The organism is Aureimonas sp. AU40 (genome assembly GCF_001463785.1).
Classification (GTDB): domain Bacteria; phylum Pseudomonadota; class Alphaproteobacteria; order Rhizobiales; family Rhizobiaceae; genus Aureimonas.
In genome coordinates this window covers 84,074-102,762 of the sequence record NZ_BBWL01000016.1, presented here as the reverse complement: position 1 = coordinate 102,762, position 18,689 = coordinate 84,074, and the positions used below count along the sequence as shown (strand labels likewise).

At 68.0% G+C, this 18,689-nt stretch carries 13 protein-coding genes; 7 read left to right on the top strand and 6 right to left on the bottom strand.

What is annotated here, in order from left to right:
* Nucleotides 1-23: 23 nt before the first annotated feature.
* Nucleotides 24-1,355, bottom strand: a complete 1,332-nt coding sequence (locus AUL32_RS06320; RefSeq protein WP_062112747.1) for an NAD(P)H-dependent oxidoreductase — start codon at nt 1,353-1,355, stop codon at nt 24-26.
* Nucleotides 1,356-1,573: 218 nt separating this feature from the next.
* Here AUL32_RS06320 and AUL32_RS06315 point away from each other — a divergent pair, with 218 nt between their 5' ends.
* The 5 genes from AUL32_RS06315 (at nt 1,574) to AUL32_RS06295 (ending at nt 8,413) form a co-directional block, all read left to right on the top strand.
* Nucleotides 1,574-2,290, top strand: a complete 717-nt coding sequence (locus AUL32_RS06315; RefSeq protein ID WP_062112744.1) for a response regulator transcription factor — start codon at nt 1,574-1,576, stop codon at nt 2,288-2,290.
* Complete coding sequence (locus tag AUL32_RS06310) at nt 2,290-4,827, top strand: sensor histidine kinase (protein WP_082659334.1); 2,538 nt, start codon at nt 2,290-2,292, stop codon at nt 4,825-4,827. The genes AUL32_RS06315 and AUL32_RS06310 overlap by 1 nt, the downstream gene beginning before the upstream one ends.
* 318 nt (nt 4,828-5,145) lie before the next feature.
* Nucleotides 5,146-6,096, top strand: coding sequence for a Bug family tripartite tricarboxylate transporter substrate binding protein (locus tag AUL32_RS06305; protein ID WP_187301337.1), 951 nt, complete (start codon nt 5,146-5,148; stop codon nt 6,094-6,096).
* Nucleotides 6,093-6,572, top strand: a complete 480-nt coding sequence (locus tag AUL32_RS06300) for a tripartite tricarboxylate transporter TctB family protein (RefSeq protein ID WP_062112741.1) — start codon at nt 6,093-6,095, stop codon at nt 6,570-6,572. Before AUL32_RS06305 ends, AUL32_RS06300 begins: the two co-directional genes overlap by 4 nt.
* Nucleotides 6,573-6,802: 230 nt before the next feature.
* On the top strand, nt 6,803-8,413 hold the full coding sequence (locus AUL32_RS06295) for a tripartite tricarboxylate transporter permease (protein ID WP_062112738.1): 1,611 nt from the start codon (nt 6,803-6,805) through the stop codon (nt 8,411-8,413).
* A gap of 103 nt (nt 8,414-8,516) precedes the next feature.
* Here the strand turns inward: AUL32_RS06295 and AUL32_RS25055 are convergent, their stop codons facing one another.
* Nucleotides 8,517-8,693 carry a hypothetical protein gene (locus AUL32_RS25055; protein ID WP_156421125.1) on the bottom strand — a complete coding sequence of 59 codons (177 nt, stop codon included), beginning with the start codon at nt 8,691-8,693 and terminating at the stop codon, nt 8,517-8,519.
* 355 nt (nt 8,694-9,048) lie between these two features.
* On the opposite strand from AUL32_RS25055, the gene AUL32_RS06290 reads away from it, so the two are divergent.
* On the top strand, nt 9,049-11,016 hold the full coding sequence (locus tag AUL32_RS06290; protein WP_244497692.1) for an AI-2E family transporter: 1,968 nt from the start codon (nt 9,049-9,051) through the stop codon (nt 11,014-11,016).
* A 423-nt stretch (nt 11,017-11,439) separates the two neighbouring features.
* Here the strand turns inward: AUL32_RS06290 and glgX are convergent, their stop codons facing one another.
* The gene (gene glgX, locus AUL32_RS06285) at nt 11,440-13,713 is read right to left on the bottom strand and encodes a glycogen debranching protein GlgX (protein ID WP_082659340.1); all 2,274 of its coding nucleotides are present in this window, start codon (nt 13,711-13,713) and stop codon (nt 11,440-11,442) included.
* Between the two features lie 196 nt (nt 13,714-13,909).
* On the opposite strand from glgX, the gene AUL32_RS06280 reads away from it, so the two are divergent.
* The gene (locus AUL32_RS06280) at nt 13,910-14,338 is read left to right on the top strand and encodes a CBS domain-containing protein (RefSeq protein ID WP_062112732.1); all 429 of its coding nucleotides are present in this window, start codon (nt 13,910-13,912) and stop codon (nt 14,336-14,338) included.
* Here the strand turns inward: AUL32_RS06280 and AUL32_RS06275 are convergent.
* From AUL32_RS06275 to AUL32_RS06265, 3 genes are read right to left on the bottom strand one after another with little or no spacing between them, the layout of a single operon-like run.
* Nucleotides 14,316-14,909: a DUF533 domain-containing protein gene (locus AUL32_RS06275; RefSeq protein ID WP_062112729.1), complete on the bottom strand. Its 594-nt coding sequence runs from the start codon at nt 14,907-14,909 to the stop codon at nt 14,316-14,318. The genes AUL32_RS06280 and AUL32_RS06275 overlap by 23 nt on opposite strands.
* On the bottom strand, nt 14,909-15,298 hold the full coding sequence (locus AUL32_RS06270) for a response regulator (RefSeq protein WP_061977386.1): 390 nt from the start codon (nt 15,296-15,298) through the stop codon (nt 14,909-14,911). Before AUL32_RS06270 ends, AUL32_RS06275 begins: the two co-directional genes overlap by 1 nt.
* Entirely contained in the window at nt 15,295-18,675 is a 3,381-nt protein-coding gene (locus tag AUL32_RS06265; RefSeq protein ID WP_061977388.1) for a response regulator, read from the bottom strand. The genes AUL32_RS06270 and AUL32_RS06265 overlap by 4 nt, the downstream gene beginning before the upstream one ends.
* Between the last annotated feature and the right edge of the window lie 14 nt (nt 18,676-18,689).

Sequence of the window (18,689 nt, the reverse complement as noted above, 5' to 3'; positions counted from 1 at the left end):
CCGCGTCGGGGAACTTGCAGCGATCAGGCGGCGGCGGTCAGAAACCGCGCATCCGCCTCGTCCAGCAGCTTGCGGATTTGCGTCACCTCCTGCGCGGCGTCGGGGGTGCAGTTGGCGTAGGTGATCTTTTCGCCGGCCTTGATCGCCGCCGTCACCACCCCGCCCTCGGCAAGGCCCAGCGGCAGGCCGCCGGCCAGGCGCGCGTCTTCCCAGGTCATGGCGAAGCCGCGATATTGCGTTTCGCCGATGCGCCCGAGCACCTCGCCCACGGCGAGGTCCCGCTTGGCCACCGCGATGCATTCGCCGACCGGCCGGTCCAGCGGCTCCAAATGCGGCGCGCCTCGCATGACGGCGTGGATGGCGGACAGCGGCACTTCGATCGAGGTGAGGTGGAAGGGGCGGAACAGGGCGAAGCACGGGCCGGGGCCGACCTTCAGATCGGCGATCCGCTCCAGAACGCGGGGATGCTTGGGCTTCACGATGCAGAAGACGCCGGGCGCGACGCCCTTACCGATGGAATAATCGACGCAGCCCGAGCGCGACAGGATGCCCCCGTCCTCGCGCGTGCAGAGAACCTGCGCCAGATCCTCTGCCGTGGCGTTCGGCCCGTGCATGCCGGGAACGTCGGGGCGCAGCCCCGTGGCGTTGGCGATGGCGGTCATCTCCACCATGGTCTTGGAGCCGTCCACGAACTCCACCAGCATCCGGGCGTTCATGTTGCGTCGGGCGGCCTCTTCCTCGTAGTCCGCCGGCACGGCGGAGAAGTCGAGCGGGTTGTTCTTGCCCTTGCCGGCCGCCACGATCTCAAGCCCCAGCGACTGGGCAAGGCCGATCAGCTCGATCGTGGATTGCGGCTCGTCGCCGGCCGCTCCCGTGTAGACGACGCCGGCGCGCCGGGCCTCGGCCTTGAGATAGCGGCCGATCGTGATGTCGGCCTCGACATTGAGCATGACCACATGCTTGCCGTTGCGAAAGGCGTCGAGCGCGATGCGCGTGCCCGCGCTCGGGCTGCCCGTCGCGTCGATCACCACGTCGATCCGGCCCGCCGCGCAGAAGGAGCGGAAGTCCTCCACGATCGCGACCGCGCCGGCCTCGATCGCGGCGTCCACGCCGGCCGGCGTGTCGGCGCTGCGCACGGCCGCGTCCTCGTAGCCGGCAAAGCGCAGCGTCTCGCGGGCGCGGTCGGCCTTGGAAGTGGAAACCGCGCCCAGCCGGACGCCCGGCATCAGAAGAAGCTGCACCATGAGATCGGTGCCCATCTGCCCGGCGCCGGCAAGACCCACCGTGACGGGACCGCGCGCCTGCGCATAGGCCAGAAGTTCGGCCGCAAGGCCCACCCGCGCGATGCCATCCATGCTTCCAGCCTTCTTCCTGTTTCGCCGCAGAGGGCGCGGCACTTCGTCGGTTCGGGGGATAAGGGGTGACCCGCTCCGGGATCAACCGTCTTCGTAACGTGCGGCGCATCACGCGCCCTTGTGTCCCGCCCCTCCCCGGACGGTTTCCAAAGCCGGACGGGCTCCCTATGCTCCGCAGGCTCGAGCATCACAAGAGATCGGACAGGCAGCCCGTCGCCATGCGCATGCTTCTGGTGGAAGACAATGAAGGGCTCGGCGACGCGGTGAACCGGCACCTGCGCAATGCCGGCCATTCCGTGGAATGGGTGCGCAGCGGCGAGGACGCGCTGGAATGCCTCGGGCTGGAGCGGTTCGACGCGGTTATTCTCGACCTGTCGCTGCCCGGCCGCGACGGGCTTTCGGTGATCGCGGAGCTGAGGCGCGGGCGCTCCAGCGTGCCGGTATTGGTCGTCACCGCGCGGGCCGAAATCGACGACAAGGTGAGCCTTCTCGACCAGGGGGCGGACGACTATCTCGTGAAGCCCTTCGACCTGCGCGAGCTGGAAGCGCGGCTGCGCGCCCTTCTGCGCCGGCCGGCCGGGCAGACCACGAGTCTCGCCCGCGTCGGCGACGTGGAAATGGACATGGCGGGCCATCTCGTGACCGTCGGCGGCCGGCCGGTGGAACTCGGCCGGCGCGAGTTTCGTCTCCTTGAAATCCTCCTCTCCAAACCCGGCGTCGTGGTGCAGAAGGAGCAGCTGATGGCGCAGCTCTTCTCCTATGACGACATGGTCTCCACCAATGCCTTGGAGCTCTACGTCTCGCGCCTGCGCCGCAAGCTGGAGGGCGCCTCGGTCGAGATCGCCACCGTGCGCGGGGCGGGCTATGTCGCGCGCGTGCCGGGCAGCGGCCCGGCGCTCGACCCGAAGGCGGCCGGCGAGCGGAAAAACGGCTGATGCCGCTGCGCTTCGCCCCGGCCCATGTCCGCGCCGCCGCCGCCGCCGACGCGCCCGCCGCGAAAGCGCCGCGCCCGGTCTCGATCCGGCGGCGCATCCTGGTCTTTGCCGGCGCGCTGCTCTTGATCGCCGCCTTCGGGCTGGTTCTCTTCATCCGCGACTATGCCGAGCGCTCGTCCGACCGCGCCTTCGACCGGCTGCTCGGCGCCTCGGCGCTCACCATTGCCGGCGCGGTGCAGCTGGAGGACGGGCGCGTCACGGTGGAGCTGCCGCTCGCTTCCTTCGCCATGTTCTCGGGCGAGGATCGCATCTTCTACGCCGTGGAATCGCCGGCCGGCGAAAACGTCACCGGCGAGAGCGACCTTTCCGCCGGCTTGAGCCCCGCCACCAGCAGCGACCCCGCCTTCGCCGACAAGACCTATCGCGACGAGGGGGTGCGCGTGGCCAGCGTCGGGCGCCTCGTCTCCACGGCGGAGGGCACGGGCTGGGTGACGATCCGCGTCGCGGAGACGCGGGGCGAGCGCAACGCCCTGGCGCGCGAGATCCTGAACAACGCCATCCTGCCCGTTCTGCTGATGACGCTGCTGGCGCTGGTTCTCCTGTGGATCGGCATCGGCCGCGTCTTCGCCCCGCTGCTTACCCTGGAGCGGCACCTGCGCGGGCGTTCGCCGGACGATCTCTCGCCGGTCGACCTGCCCGCCCCGCTGGAGACGGCGCAGCTCGTCGGCGCGCTGAACGGCTTCACCGCGCGACTGAAGCTCGCGCGCGAGCGGCTGGAGGCGCTGGTGGCCGAGGCCGCGCACGAGGTCCGCACGCCGCTGGCGAGCCTTCGCGCCCAGGCCGAGCTGGCCTTGGGCGAGCGCGACCCGGCGGCGCTGCGGCGCGATGTCGAGCGCATCCACGAGGGCGCAGTGCAGGCGAGCCAGCTCGTCTCGCAGCTTCTGATGGACGCGACCGTGACGCACCGCCTGGAAAACCAGCCCGAACCCACGCCCGTCGCGCCGCTGGCGCAGGAGGTCGTGCGCCGTCTCAGCCCCGACATGGCCGAGCGGGTGCGCCTGTGCATCGCCCCCGAAGCCGCCGAGGCGGAACTGCCGATCGACCGGGTGGTGCTGCGCGAGGCCATCCGCAACCTCGTGGACAATGCCCTGCGCTATAGCGACGAGGCGGTGGAAATCCGCATCGAGCGGGACGGATCGTGGCTCGCCATTCGCGTGCTGGACCGGGGGCCGGGCATCCCCGAGCACGAGCGGCCGCTGGTCTTCCAGCGCTTCCGGCGCGGCGAAACGGGCTCGCGGCGGGACCGGGGCGGCTCGGGGCTCGGCCTTGCCATCGTCGCGCGCGTGGTGGAGGCGCATCGCGGCGAGGTGCGTCTCGGCGAGCGCGAAGGCGGCGGCCTCGACATGCATCTGCGCCTGCCGCTCGCGCCGACTGCTACGCCCCTAGCCGGGCCGGGGGCGACGCGAAGCGGGCGCGCCCTCCCGGCCCTTCTCCTGTTCGCGGCCTTCGCCGCCCTCCCCCTGCTCACCGGCCGGGCCGAGGCCGCCGCCGAGTTCCAGGCGCGCGAAAACCCGCCCTCCGCCACGCTGCGCATCCTGGGCGCGACGGACACGGGCCTGTTCTCGCATTTGATCCGCGCCTTCCAGCGCGAGCGGCCGGACATCGCCATCACCTACGAGGAAGACGAGAGCCGCACGGTCTACGACCGGCTGGTCGCGCCCGGCGCCGCGCCGCCCGATCTGGTGGTGAGTTCGGCCTCCGACCTTCAGGTGAAGCTCGTCAACGAAGGGCTGGCGCGCGCCTATCAGCCACCCCGGCTCGCCGCCATTCCCGACTGGGCGCACTGGCGCTCGGAGGTCTTCGGCTTCAGCTTCGAGCCGGCGGTGATCGTCTACAACCGCAATCTCATGAGCGATGCGGAAGCGCCGCGCACGCATCTCCAACTTGCCGAACTCCTGGAGCGCGAGCCCCGGCGCTTCGCCGGCCGGGTCGGCACCTACGACGTGGCGCGAAGCGGGGTCGGCTATCTCCTGGCGACGCAGGATCAGGCGATCTCCTCCTATTTCTGGCGCCTCGCCGCCGCTTTCGGGCGCACGCAGGTTCAGCTCAGCGCCTCCAGCCCGGCGATCCTCGACCGGCTGGTGACGGGCGATCTCGCCATCGGCTACAACATCATCGGCTCCTACGCCTTCGCGCGGCAGGACGCGGGCGCTGATATCGGCATCGTGGTGCCGGACGACTACGTGCTCGTCTTCTCCCGTTCCTTTCTGATCCCCGAGGACGCGCCGCAGCCCGCGCTGGCCGAGGCCTTCATCGATTTCACCCTGTCGCCTCAGGGCCAGGCGGTTCTGGCCGGCCCCGCCGCCTTCGGCGCGCTTCTGGATGGCGAAGGGCGCTGGACGGCCGCGCGCATCACCGCGCTCGGAAAGGGGGCGGTGCAGCCCATCCGCTTCGGCCCCTCGCTGCTGGTCGGCCTCGACCGGCAGCGCCGCGAGCGCTTCCTCGCCACTTGGAGCGAGATCGTCTCGCCGCACTAAGAGACCGTCTAGCCCCCTTAACGAATTTGGAACGTTTCGAGGGATGGGGCGAAGCTGACAGGTTTTTGACAGGTCGAACGGGCTAGTCTGAAAGGGATGGCCGGGGAGGCTTGAGGCACAGTCTTGGGAGAGCCGACGAAACGCTCGCAGCGTTTCGCGCCGCTCGAATGTCTGGAGGGACATTCTTGCGGCCGGTCGATCCCCATTCGTTTCCGTTGTCTTTCCCTCGCGACTCGTGCCCCGCGCACGAGCCCGGCCCAAAGAACATCCGGCCCCGTTCGGCGGCCTTTCGTTTTGGGAGAAACACCGATGAAATCCATGGTCTTCGGCGCCTTCGTCGCGCTTGCCCTCGCCTCCACCTCGGCCTTTGCGCAGAGCGCGCCCGCCTACGAGATCATGGCGCCGGCCTCGCCCGGCGGCGGTTGGGACCAGACCGCCCGCGCCATGCAGAACGTGCTTCAGGAAACCAAGCTCGCCAGCAACGTGCAGGTGGTCAACGTTCCCGGCGCCGGCGGCACGATCGGCCTCGCCCAGTTCGCCTCAACCAAGTCCGGCAATCCCAACGCGCTTCTCGTCGGCGGCTACGTGATGGTGGGCGCGATCCTCACCAACAACTCGCCGGTCAGCCTGGACGACGTGACGCCCGTGGCGCGCCTGACGGGCGAGGACGAGGCGATCGTGGTGCCGGCCTCCTCGCCCTACAAGACGATCGCCGATCTCGCGGCGGCGATGAAGGAGAACCCGGGCGCCGTCGCCATCGCTGGCGGCTCGGCCGGCGGCACGGACCATATCGCGGCGGGCCTCTTCGCCCAGGCCGTGGGCGCCGACCCGAAGGGCATCAACTACATCGCCTTCTCGGGCGGCGGCGAGGCGCTGGCGGCCATTCTCGGCCAGCAGGTCGCGGCCGGCATTTCCGGCTACGGCGAGTTCGAGGCCCAGGTGAAGGCCGGCACGCTGCGCCTTCTCGCCACGACCGGCGAGCAGCGCGTGCCCGGCTCGGAAGCGCCGACGCTTAAAGAGGCGGGCATCGACATGGCGCTGCAGAACTGGCGCATGGTCGCCGCCGCGCCCGGCGTCTCCGCCGATCAGACCGCCGCGCTCGCCGCCAATCTTGAGAAGATGGTCGGCACGCCGGAGTGGAAGGCCGTTCTGGAGCGCAACAACTGGCAGAACACGTTCCTGGCCGGCGACGCCTTCAAGACCGAACTCGCCAAGAACATCGCGGACACCAAGCAGGTGCTGACCGCGATCGGCCTCGTCCAGCAGTGAGCGCCTCGCTCGCTCCCGCGCGCCGCCCCGACAGGGCGGCGCTTGCCATCGGCATCGGGCTCGGCGTTCTCGGCCTCCTGGTCGGTTGGGACGCGCGCAATGTCGGCGGCGGCACCTATGCGCGCATCGGGCCGGCCACCTTTCCCTATGTCATCTCCGCCGTGCTGATCGCCCTTTCGATCTGGACGATGGTGGAGGCCTGGCGCGGCCAGTTTCCCGAGCGCGACCATGACGAGGGCAAGCCCGTTCTCTGGATCGTGGGAGGCCTTGCCGCGCAGCTCGTGCTCCTGAACACGGCGGGCTTTTCCATCGCGACGGGGCTTCTCTTCGCTGCGACGGCGCGCGCCTTCGGCAAGCGCAAGCTGCATGTCTCGGTGCCGCTCGGCATCCTCATCAGCTTCGCGATCTGGATTCTGTTCTCGCAGGTCCTGCGCCTGTCCTTGCCGGCCGGCCCGCTGGAGCGCCTGTTCTTCTAAGGCAAAGGCATAAGAGCCGGGCGGCGCGCCTGCCACCCGATCGATCGGAAAGGCCGGCTCGGCTAAACGCCCACGTCGCCCGCGACGCCGGCGTCTCGCCGAACCTGCAAAGACCCGCTGCCCGGCTGCGGCAGAGGCCGGACAGAAATCCGGCCCACCCCCACCGGACCGCCCCGCTTCCGCCCCGCCTCGCCGCGGTTCGCCCCTTCCTCGTCGCATTGGTTCAGCCGATGGATACATTCGCCCTTCTGGGCCAAGGCCTGCTTACGGCCGCCCAGCCCATGAATCTCTTCTACGCCCTGATCGGCGTGACGCTGGGCACGGCGGTCGGCGTTCTGCCGGGCATCGGCCCGGCGCTGACGGTGGCGCTGCTTCTGCCCGTCACCTACCAGCTCGACGCCGCCGGCTCGCTCATCATGTTCGCCGGCATCTACTACGGCGGCATGTATGGCGGGTCGACCACCTCGATCCTGCTCAACACGCCGGGCGAAAGCGCCTCGATCATCACGGCGCTGGAGGGCAACAAGATGGCGAGAGCGGGCCGAGGCGGCCCGGCGCTCGCCACGGCCGCCATCGGCTCCTTCGTCGCCGGCCTGATCGCGACGCTGGGCCTTGCCTTCCTCGCGCCCGTCATCGTCTCCTTCGCCCTGTCCTTCGGGCCGGCGGAGTATTTCGCGCTGATGATCTTGGCCTTCGTCACCGTTTCGGCCGCCTTCGGCGACTCGGCGCTGCGCGGGCTGACCAGCCTCGCGCTCGGCCTGACGCTTGGCCTCGTCGGCATCGACCTGCAGACCGGCCAAGCGCGCCTGACGCTGACGCCCGTCGCCAAGTATTTCCGCGATCTCGCCGCCGATCCGGCCGCGCCGCTCCACGCGGTCTGGGCCTCGCTTTCCTCCTTTTTCGGCGGCATCTCGGCCAATCTTCTGGACGGCATCGAGGTGACGACGCTGGCCGTCGCGCTCTTCGCCATCGGCGAGGCTCTGGTGGTTGCCGCCGCCGCCAGTCGCACGCCCGACACGATCCAGGCCGTGAAGGGCTCGCTCTGGATGACCAAGGAAGACTGGAAGCGCTCCTGGAAGCCCTGGCTGCGCGGCACGGCAGTCGGCTTCCCGATCGGCGCCATGCCGGCGGGCGGCGCCGAGATCGGCACGTTCCTGTCCTATTCCATGGAAAAGAACCTTTCCAAGCACCCGGAAGAGTTCGGCCATGGCGCGATCGAGGGCGTGGCGGGACCGGAAGCCGCCAACAACGCCTCGGCCGCCGGCACGCTGGTGCCGCTCCTGACGCTCGGCCTGCCGACCTCGGCCACTGCCGCGATCATGCTCGCCGCCTTCCAGCAGTTCGGTCTCCAGCCCGGGCCGCTGCTCTTCATCACCTCGCCGCAGATCGTCTGGGGTCTGGTCGCCAGCCTCCTCATCGCCAATCTCATGCTGGTGGTGCTCAACCTGCCGTTGATCGGCGTCTGGGTGCGTCTTCTCACCATTCCCCGCCCCTGGCTCTATGCCGGCATCCTCGTCTTCGCGACGCTGGGCTGCATCGGCGCCAATCCTTCGGCGGTGGAACTGGGAATGCTGCTCCTGTTCGGCTTGCTCGGCTACATGCTGCGTCGCTTCGGCTACCCGATCGCGCCGGTCGTGGTCGGCCTCATCCTCGGCCCCATGGCTGAGCAGCAGCTGCGCCGCGCGCTGGCGATCAGCCAGGGCGATCCGAGCGTGCTGGTTCACTCGATCCTGGCGGTGACGCTTCTGACGCTGGCGCTTCTCGCGCTGGTCGTACCGATGATCCTGCGCGCCCGGGGCCGGGGCAAGCTCCTGGCGGCCATGGCCTCCGACGAGGATTGATCGCTCCCGATCCGGGAACCCGCAATGAAAAAGGGCAGCGCCTCGCGGCGCTGCCCTTTTTTCATGACCGGTTTGGAGTGGAGGGTCCCGCCCTCGCCCCAGCTTACTTGCGGTTGATGCCGTAATAGGCCTCGGGGTCGATGCCCACGGCCGTCAACGCCGCGCGGCTGGGGCTGCGGCCCGCTTCGGCGGCGGCGGCACAGGCGGCAGCGCCACCAATCGTACCGGCGATGCCGCGCAGCTGGCGGCCGAAGGTGCGGATGCGGGAGGTCTGGGTCATCGGTCTCGTCCTCGATCTGTTGCACCGAAGATGAGCCTTCGAACCCTTGCTTTGAAGAGCCAAAGCCGCTGGGGAGCCATGCGCCAATGCATGGCTTATGGATTGGATGGGTAACTATCAGCGCTCGGCCACCACATTTTCGGCCTTACACGTGGTCCGACGTGACCACTTTATGCTTCCAGCGCATCCCTTAAATCGGTTGAACTGACGTTTCCCTGCCCCGAGCAGGTCTCGCCGGCTACCGGGCTCCTCGGTTTTCACCCGCGCGAGGGAACCTCCATCGCGCCCGTGCATTGGGCGCGGTCGACGCTGCGAACAAATTCGCGTGCGAGCAAAGGATGCTGCCTTGGATATCGTGACGTCGCAGATGCTCAAGAAGGCGCTTCCGCTGTTCACCGCCCTTGCGGTGACGGTGCTGATCCTGACGGTGTCCTCCATCCTCTATCTCGGCCGCGAAATCTTCGTTCCCTTCGCGCTCGGCATTCTCCTGTCCTTCATCCTGGCGCCGATCGTCATCAAGCTGCAGCGCTACCGTGTGCCGCGCATCCTGGCGATGTCCGGGGCTATCCTGGCCGCGACTGTGGTGATCCTCGCGCTCGGCTTCCTCATCGCGACACAGGTGACGGGCCTCGTCGGCGAAATCCCGTCCTACCGGGTAACGGTGGAGCAGAAGCTGCGCTCTCTATCGGAATCGGCCCAGGCCGAGGGCAACGGGCCGTTCAGCCGCGCCGCCGTGGCGCTGGAGGAAATGGCAGCGGACATCCAGAAGCTCGCGGCCCCCGCCGAGGCCGACGCCAACCAGCCCAAGCCCATTCCGGTGACGGTGGAGAACAACGGCAGCGTCTTCGCCACCTTGAGCGCCGTCGCCGTTCCGCTTCTCTCGCCCATCGCCACGTTCGGCGTCGTCATCATCTTCGCGATCTTTATCCTCCTCCAGCGGGAGGATCTCAGAAACCGCTTCATCCGCCTCGCCGGCACGGACGATCTGCAACAGACCACGGCAGCGATCGACGACGCAGCCAAGCGCCTTTCGAAGCTGCTTCTGTTTCAGCTGGGCGTGAACGCCGCCTTCGGCGCGATGACCGCGCTCGGCCTCTGGCTCTTCGGCGTGCCGAGCCCGATTCTCTGGGGCATTCTCGGCGGCATCCTGCGCTTCATTCCCTATGTCGGCGGCTTCGTCGGCGCGGGCCTTCCCATGCTGCTCGCCTTTGCGGTCGATCCCGGCTGGTCCATGCTGATCTGGACGGCGGTTCTCTATCTCGGCGCCGAGGCGCTGCTCAGCAATGTCGTGGAGCCCGTGCTCTACGGCCACTCCACCGGCCTCTCGCCGGTCGCCATCCTTCTGGCAGCGACGGTCTGGGCGCTGCTCTGGGGCCCGATCGGCCTGATCCTGGCGACGCCCCTCACCATCTGCCTCGTGGTTATGGGCCGGCACGTGCCGCGCCTGGCCTTTATCGACGTGATGTTCGGCGACCGGCCGGCGCTTTTGCCGGCGCAGATCTTCTACCAGCGCATGCTGGCCGGCGCGCCGCAGGAAGCGGCCGATCAGGCGCGCGAGTTCCTGCGCGAGCGCGAACTTGCCACCTATTACGACGAGGTGGCACTGGACGGGCTGCGCATCGCGCACGAGGACGTGGCGCGCTTCGCGGTGAAGGGCGAGCGGCTGGAAACGCTGCGCGCGGCGACGCTCGAACTGGTGCGCGAGGTCGGCGCGATCAACCCGTCCAAGCGCCGGCGCAAGGCGCATCTGACGGCGGAAGCGGCAGCGGCCGTGGACGCGGTCGGCCCCGACCAAGAGGTGACGCGCATCGTGCAGCGGAAGGGCGATCTCGCGCCGGAATGGCGCGGGCAGACACCCGTCATCTGCCTATCCGGCAACAATGCGCTGGACGCCGCCGTCACCACCATGCTCGCCCAGGTGTTGGAGCGGCACGGGCTCGGCGCACGCCACATCGCCTTGTCGGAGCTGCGCGAGAAGCCGCCGACCGCCAAGGATGCGGAAGGCGTGGCGCTCGTCGTCCTGTCCTTCATCGAGCCGCTGTCGACCGTCCATCTCCGACAGGCGGTGCGCGCGGTGCACCGCGTCGCGCCTAAGGCGCGCATCATGATCGGCATATGGCGCCAGCGCGACCCCGCCATGCTGCAGGAGTTGCAGCGCCGCGTCCATGCCGACGCGCTGGTGACCACGCTGAACAAGGCGCTGGCCGCAGCCCTCGAAATGTCGGGCCAGCGCATGGCGCAGGCGCCCGAACCCCGCCCCGCTCCGCGCCCCGAACGGCCGGGCAACAAGGTCGAACCGGAAGCCGCCGCCGTGGCGCTCTGAGGCGCGCTCAAGCAGGTGCCGGATTGCATCGGCGTCGGAGTGCGTGAAGAGGACCGGAGTTGATACCCGCCGCGCGCTGGCGGGCCGAAATCTTCAAACGCGAAAAGGCCCATCCTATCGGATGGGCCTTTTTCGTATGGGGGTGGCGATCCCCCAGGCGCGCCGCGTCCGGCTGAACTCAGGGCCACGTGGAGCGCGACGCGGTGGCTTGAACGGTAGCAGTCTCAACAAGTCCATGCTCAGCGCCTCTGCCTCCACTCGGCCTGACAGCCGCCGACTTGGGAGGATGGCGACGAGACAGGTTGCTCCCATTGGCCACGGTCCCCGCGCCGCCCCTTTCACGCACTCCGAAACCGCACCCCAAACGAAAAAGGCCGCGCTCGAAAGCGCGGCCTCTCCAGAAGTCTTGAATCTCGGACGAGATCAGTCCTGCGACTCGGGGCGCATGAAATGCACCCGGTCCACCGCCGACTTGCGGAAGGCTTCCGCCACATGGGCAAAGGCTTGATGGGCGGCGTCCGAGACGTCGTCGTTCTGTTCCGGCTCCAGAAGGAAGACCAGGAACGAGCGACCCGTCGCCATGTAGTCCGTGCCGAAGTCGAAGTGGGCGAGCTCGCTACGGTTCGGCAGGTTGGTGTCGATGATGGAGACCCAGCGCTTGCCCCCGGGTGCGGAGGGAAGCTTGAAGTTCACCACGTCGTCATGCGCGTTCAGGACGAGAAGCATGGTGGCGTCGCCGCCGAGGCGCCGGATGCCCTCCGCCTGCGCGCGGCCGTCCAGCAGCAGACCGAAGCAGCGCGCGCCAGCATCCTGCCATTCCCCGTCCTGCATCTCGGAGCCGGAGGGCGAAATCCACGTCACGTCCTTGGCGCCGATCTCCTCGTCGAACGTGCCATGCAGGAAACGACCCCGGCGCAGCATGGGCAGCGACTGGCGCAGCATGATGAGCTTCTGGACGAACTCGGCGAGTTCGACGCCCTGTTCGGTGACGTTCCAGTCGACCCAGCCGATCTCGTTGTCCTGCGCATAGGCGTTGTTGTTGCCGTTCTGCGTGCGGGCGAACTCGTCGCCCGCCAGGATCATCGGCGTGCCGCGCGAGAAGAGCAGCGTCGTGAAGAAGTTGCGCAGCTGGCGGAAGCGGACCTCGTTGATCGCGGGATCGTCCGTCAGCCCTTCCACGCCGTAATTGTAGGAGAGATTGTGCGAATGGCCGTCGCGATTGTCCTCGCCGTTCGCTTCGTTGTGCTTGTCGTTGTAGCAGACCGTGTCGTGCAACGTGAAACCGTCATGGGCGGTGATGAAGTTCACCGAAGCCCACGGCCGGCGGCCGCGCTTGTCGAAGAGATCGGCCGAGGCTGAAATCTTGGAGGCCACGGCCGGAATTTTTCCCTGCTCGCCCTTCCAATAGGCGCGGATCGTGTCGCGATAACCGTCGTTCCACTCCGCCCAGCCCGGCGGGAAGCGGCCGACCTGATAGCCGCCCGGACCGCAGTCCCAGGGCTCGGCGATGAGCTTGACGCGGGTGAGCAGCGGGTCCTGCATCGTGGCGTGGAGGAAGGAGGACTCCTCCGAGAAGCCATGCGGCTCGCGCGCCAGAATGGTGGCGAGGTCGAAGCGGAAGCCGTCGACATGCATCTCGCCGGCCCAGTAGCGCAAGCTGTCCATCACCAGCTGCATGACGCGGGGATGCGAGGTGTTGACCGTGTTCCCCGTGCCGGTGTCGTTGATATAGTAGCGCTTGTTGTCCGGCATGAGCCGGTAATAGGAGGCGTTGTCGATGCCCTTGAAGGAGAGCGTCGGCCCGTTCTCGTTGCCTTCCGCCGTGTGGTTGTAGACGACGTCGAGGATGATCTCGAGACCCGCATGGTGGTAGGTCGAAACCATTTCCTTGAATTCGTTGACGAAGGGCGAGCCCATGTAGCGCGGGTCGGGCGCGAAGAAGCCGAGCGTGTTGTAGCCCCAGTAGTTCCGCAGGCCCTTCTCGACGAGATAGCTGTCGTCCACGTAGGCGTGGATGGGCAGCAGCTCGACCGACGTGACGCCGAGGCTCTGGATGTAGCGAACGACGTCGTGATGGGCGAGGCCGGAGAACTTGCCGCGATCACGCTCCGGCACGGACGGATGGCGCTGCGTGAAGCCCTTCACATGGGTTTCGTAGAAGATCGTCCGTTCCCACGGCACGTTCGGGCGGGTCTCGGTGCCCCACGTAAAGGCGGGGTCGATGACCTGGCTCTTCGGCACGAAGGGCGCAGAGTCGCGCTCGTCGAACGAGAGGTCGCCGTCCGGGTGGCCGATCGTGTAGCCGAACAGCGCGTGATCCCATTTCAGCTCACCCACATGCTGCTTGGCATAAGGGTCTAGCAGCAGCTTGTTGTGATTGAAGCGGTGGCCGTTCTCGGGCTCGTAGGGGCCGTGGACGCGGTAGCCATAGACCTGGCCGGGGCGCGCGTCCGGCAGATAGCCGTGGAACACCTCGTTCGTGTATTCCGGCAGGACGATGCGCTCGAGCTCGTTCTCGCCCGTCTCGTCGAACAGGCAAAGCTCGACCTTGGTGGCGTTGGCCGAGAAAAGGGCGAAGTTGACGCCGAACCCATCCCAGGTCGCGCCTCGGGGAAAGGGCTGGCCCGCCTCGACCCGCGTGCCGCCGCGCCCGGCGCGCGGAAGGCTCTTCAGCAGGGAAGCTGTCGTGTTTTGGATGTTCACGGACGATAACTCGCGTCAGGAGGAAGACTGCGAGCGAGGAAAGGCGGGAAGCGCGGTTTGGTTCCGCGCCTTGGATGGAACGATTTTTCGCTGAAGGCGAATGCGATCGTCCAACCTCGGGTTCGGCCTGAACTCTTCGCGGGCTGCGGCGTTGAGGCGCGGCAGGAATGGCCAAGGGGGAACACCATCCATGAAGATCGAAGCCGTCATGACCCGGCATGTCGAATATGCCGCACCGGACGATGCCGTCTCGGACCTCGCTGTCATGATGGGGGATCTCGACGTGGGGGCTCTTCCTGTCGGCTCGGACGACGAGTTGCTGGGTGTCATCACCGATCGCGACATTCTCTTCCGCGTCGTGGCGCGGGGCCTGCACCCCGCGCAGGTTGCCGCGCGCGAGATCGTGTCGACGCCGGTGATCGCCTGCCACCCCGGCGACAGTCTCGGCGCGGCGATGGACCTGATGGCCAGCAACCATGTGCGCCGGTTGGCGGTGCGGGGCGAGAGCGGCAAGGTCGTCGGCTGGGTGACGCTGGCCGATCTCTCTCGCAAGCTGCTTCTGGATTCCGACGTCGTGCAGAACGGCTTGGCCGAGATCAGTCGCGATAGCGGCGGTTGACGCTGCCGACCACCTCCTGCGACAGGCCGAGGCGTGCTGCGAGATAAGTGAGATAGAGCTGGCCGGCAGCCTGCCGCGAACCGGCCGCCAGAAGCGAGACGGCATAGGCATGGGCGGCCCGGTCGCTCGCCTGCGCCCGGATGACAAGTGCGTTCACCGACAGGGGCTCGGCGGCGGAGGCGCGAAAGCGCTCCAGAACCGCCGCATCCGCCCCGCGCCGCGCGAGCCGCGCTTCGGCGGCGGCAAGCGCCGCCTCTCCGCCGCCGCCGGCCATCGCCGCTGCGGCCGCGACATCCACCAGGCAATCCCGCTCCGCTCCGGCCAGCGTGCGAAAGTCGATCGTCAGCGGGTAGGAGATCTGGTGGCGGTTCGCCAGATGCGCTCCCAAAAGCTTGGCCGAAAGAACCTTCAGCGTTTCCGCGCGCTGGCGGCGCATGGACTGTGGGAGGGGCAGCGGCTCGGCGAGCGTCGCCAAAGCCGTGTCCGGGAGGATCGTCTCCAGCGCCAGCCCCTGCCCGTCACGCGGGCCGGCGGCGCGGCCGGCAAAACGCCAAAGCCAGCCGAACGCCATTACTGCGCCGCCGCCTCGGTGGCGGTGGCCGGCAGCAGCGCCTCGATCTGCCCGAGCAGGCGCGAGAAATCGACCGGCTTGGCATGATAGTCGTCGCAGCCGGCCGCCAGCGTCTTTTCCCGGTCGCCCGACATGGCATGGGCAGTGAGCGCGATGATCGGGATGCGCGGGATGGAGGGATCGGCGCGGATGGTGCGCGCCGCCGTCCAGCCGTCGAGAATGGGCAGGTTCATGTCGAGCAGCACGATGTCGGGCGCGGCGACCTTGGCCTTGTCCACCCCGTCCTGCCCGTCATGGGCGAGAATGACCTCGTAGCCCCGGCGCTGCAGGCGCCGCGACAGGAAGTCCCAGATTTCCTCGTGATCTTCCACCAGCAGGATACGGGTCATCGGATGGGCTCCAGTTCGGATTCCTGCCCCGCGGGCAGAGCTTCGCTCGGTGTCTTGCGTGTCATAACGCGGATCTGGCCCGCAAGCTCCCGAAGGTCGACATCTCCCTTCATGAGAATGCGGGAGGTCTGTCCCTGCAGCCGCTCGAACTCCTCGCGGGTGAGGTCCTTCGAGGTCAGGACGAGCACGGGAATGTCGCGCCATTCGGGACGCGAGCGCAGCGCGTTGAGGAAGCCGAACCCGTCCATCACCGGCATGACGAGATCGAGAAGGATGAGGCCCGGCTTTTGAACGGCGACGCGCTCCAGCCCTTCCTGCCCGTTCACCGCCGTCACCACGTCCAACCCCTCGCGCTCCAGGAGCGTCGCGGTACGCTGCAGGGCGTCCTCGTCGTCGTCCACCGCCAGAACCAACGAATTGTCGGGCGTGCGATAGCGCGTCATGACGCTTTTCAGCTTGGTCCATTCCACCGGCTTCAGGAGATAGTCCGAGGCGCCGAGCGCGAAGCCGAGACTGTGCTCGTCGATGATGGTGATCATGATGACGGGAATGTCCGTCAGCTCCGGGTCGGCCTTCAACTCGGTCAGCACCGTCCACCCGTCCATCTTGGGCATGGTGACGTCGAGAAGGATGACATCGGGCTTGAGCATCCGGGCCATTTCCAGCCCGCTCAGGCCGTCCGCCGCCGTGCGGACCGAGAAGCCTTCCTTGCTGAGGAAGCGCATCATCAGCTCGCGCGCATGCGGATCGTCGTCGATGGCGAGGACCAGACCTGCCGCGCCGTGCGGCGTCGCTTCGCCGATCGTGACCGGCGCCGTCAACTCCGCCTCCTCCGGGGGCACTTCCACCTCGGCGGGAATGCGAATGGTGAAGGTCGTGCCGGCGCCGGGCTCGGAGCGCACGCCGATGTCGCCGCCGAGCAGGCGGCAGAAGGCGCGGGTGATGGCAAGGCCGAGGCCCGTGCCGCCGAACTTGCGCGTTGTGGAACTGTCGGCCTGCGCGAAACGCTCGAACAGGCGGCCGACCTGCTCCTGCGTCATGCCGATGCCGGTGTCCGACACCTCGAAGGTGATCCAGTCGCGCCCATCGCCCGCCGAGCGCTTCGCGTGGAGGGTGATGACGCCGTTCTCGGTGAATTTTGAGGCATTCGACAGGAGGTTGATGAGGCACTGGCGCAGCTTCACCTGATCGGTGTGCATCGGCCCCAGCTCGCCCTCGCGCTCCACCACGAGACGGTTGTTCTTCTTGGCGACGAGCGAGCCGACAGTGGAGGCCACCTCGTCGATCACCGTGCCGGTCTCGAAGGTCTCGGCGAAGATGTCCATGCGCTCGGCCTCGATCTTGGAAAGGTCGAGCACGTCGTTGATGAGGCTGAGGAGATGGCGGGCGTTGCCCTCGATCTTCTTCAGGTCGGACAGGAGATGCTCGTGGCCGAGATCCTCGACCTCCTCCTCCAGCATCTCGGCATAGCCGATGACGGCCGAGAGCGGCGTGCGCAGCTCGTGGCTCATATTGGCGATGAACTGCGACTTGGCGCGGTTGGCGTTCTCAGCCGTCTCTTTGGCGGCGGCCAGCTCGTCCTCGGCCTCGCGCTGGCTGGTGACGTCCGTGTTGGTGCCGAACCAGCGCCGGATCACGCCCTCCTCGTCGCGGATCGGGATCGCCTGGCTGAGGAACCAGCGATAGGAGCCGTCGGCGGCGCGCAGGGGGAACGTGTCCTCCCAGGGCTGCCCCTCGGAGAAACGCTGCATCAGCCCCTGGCGCACCCGTTCGAGATGGTCGGGATGGTGGACCTTGGTCCAGCCGAGGCCCTTCATCTCGTCCATCGTGGCGCCGGTGTAGTCGAACCATCTCTGGTTGTACCAATAGATCTCGCCGTTCGAACTGGCGGTCCAGGCGAACTGGGGGATGTTGTCTGCGATGGCGCGGAACTGCTCGTTGGTCTCGCCGAGTTCGGCCGCCGTGCGCTTCTGGTCGGTGATGTCGGTGTGGGTGCCGATCCATTCCAGGATGTCGCCCTCGGGGCCGAAGATCGGCACCGCACGGGCGATCATGTCCCGCCACTCGCCGTCGAAGCGGCGCACCCGGTGCTCGATCTTGTAGACCGACTTGGACTTCACCGCCTCGTTCCAGATGTCGGCCGAGCGCTGCCGGTCTTCCGGGTGGAGGGCGTCGATCCAGCCGAAATCGCTGTAGGCTTCCTCGCTCTGGCCGGTGAAACGTGCCCAGCCCGGCTGCTCCCCGCTGAAGCGGCTGGAGCTCGGCACCGACCAGACGATGGCCGATGTCGCCTCGATCAGCGAGCGGAAGCGGCTTTCGGACGCGGCGAGCCGCGCTTCGGCGCGCATGCGCTTGGTGGCGTTGACGAGAGCGACGCCGGCGCCGACGACCTCCGGCCCCGCCCGGCGCCCTTCGGCATGAAGCGGGTAGAGGCTGGCGAGATAGACGCGCTCGTCCTCCCCTTCGCCGACCCGCAGTTCCACGTCGTTGTGCACCGCGCCGCGCCGCAGCGTTTCTTCGAACAGGCGCGACAGGCGCTTTCGGTCGGCGGGGAAGAGATCCAGCACGTTCGCGCCCGGCTTCGGAGCAAGGCCGCCTTCGCCTGAGACGGCGCCGAAGGCGGCGTTCATGCGCCCCAGCGTCAGGTCGCGCGATACGAAGGCGGTGCCGATCGGCGCGTTGCTGATGACGGAGCTGAGGAGATCGGCGTTGCGCCGACCCTCGATCTGCCGGCGAAAGGCCAGGATGGCGAGCGCGGCGGCCGAGGAAATGGCGAGAAGAAAGGCGAGGTTGGAGATGAGGTCGGTTCGCCGCCCAGCCGCCATGGCCTGATCGACTCGAATCTGCGCGTTGCGCTGAACGGTGGCCACCTCGGCGCGGATCTGGTCCATCACCTCCCGGCCCTGGCCCGAGCGAACCAGTTCGGCGGCAGGCTCGAAGCCCCCGTCGGTGCGCAGGCGCACCACCTCGGCCTCGAAGGCGCGCTCGGCCGCCGTCAGTTCGGTCAGGCGCCGGAGCCGGGCCGGGTCGGCGCCCGCCGCCTCCCAGTTCTGGCCCATCCGGTTGAGCTGCGCGTCGAGCCCGGCTTCGGCCAGGCGATAGGGCTCCAGGAAGACTTCCGTGCCGCCCAGAACGAAGCCGCGCGCCGAGGTTTCCAGCGTCACGATCATCGACAGGAAGCGCTCGGTCTGGGTTCCCACTTCCGTGTTGGCGGTCACCCGCACGTCCCGCATTCGCGTCTGCCACACCGTCCATCCGAAGGCGGCGATGGCCAGAACCAGAAGCACCGCGGCCGTCAGCCCGGTCCGCCCCATGCCGTCCATGCGTTTGCGGCCGGTGTCATTGTCGGATGCGCTTCCGACGCCATTCTTGATCATCGTCGTCCCCCGGA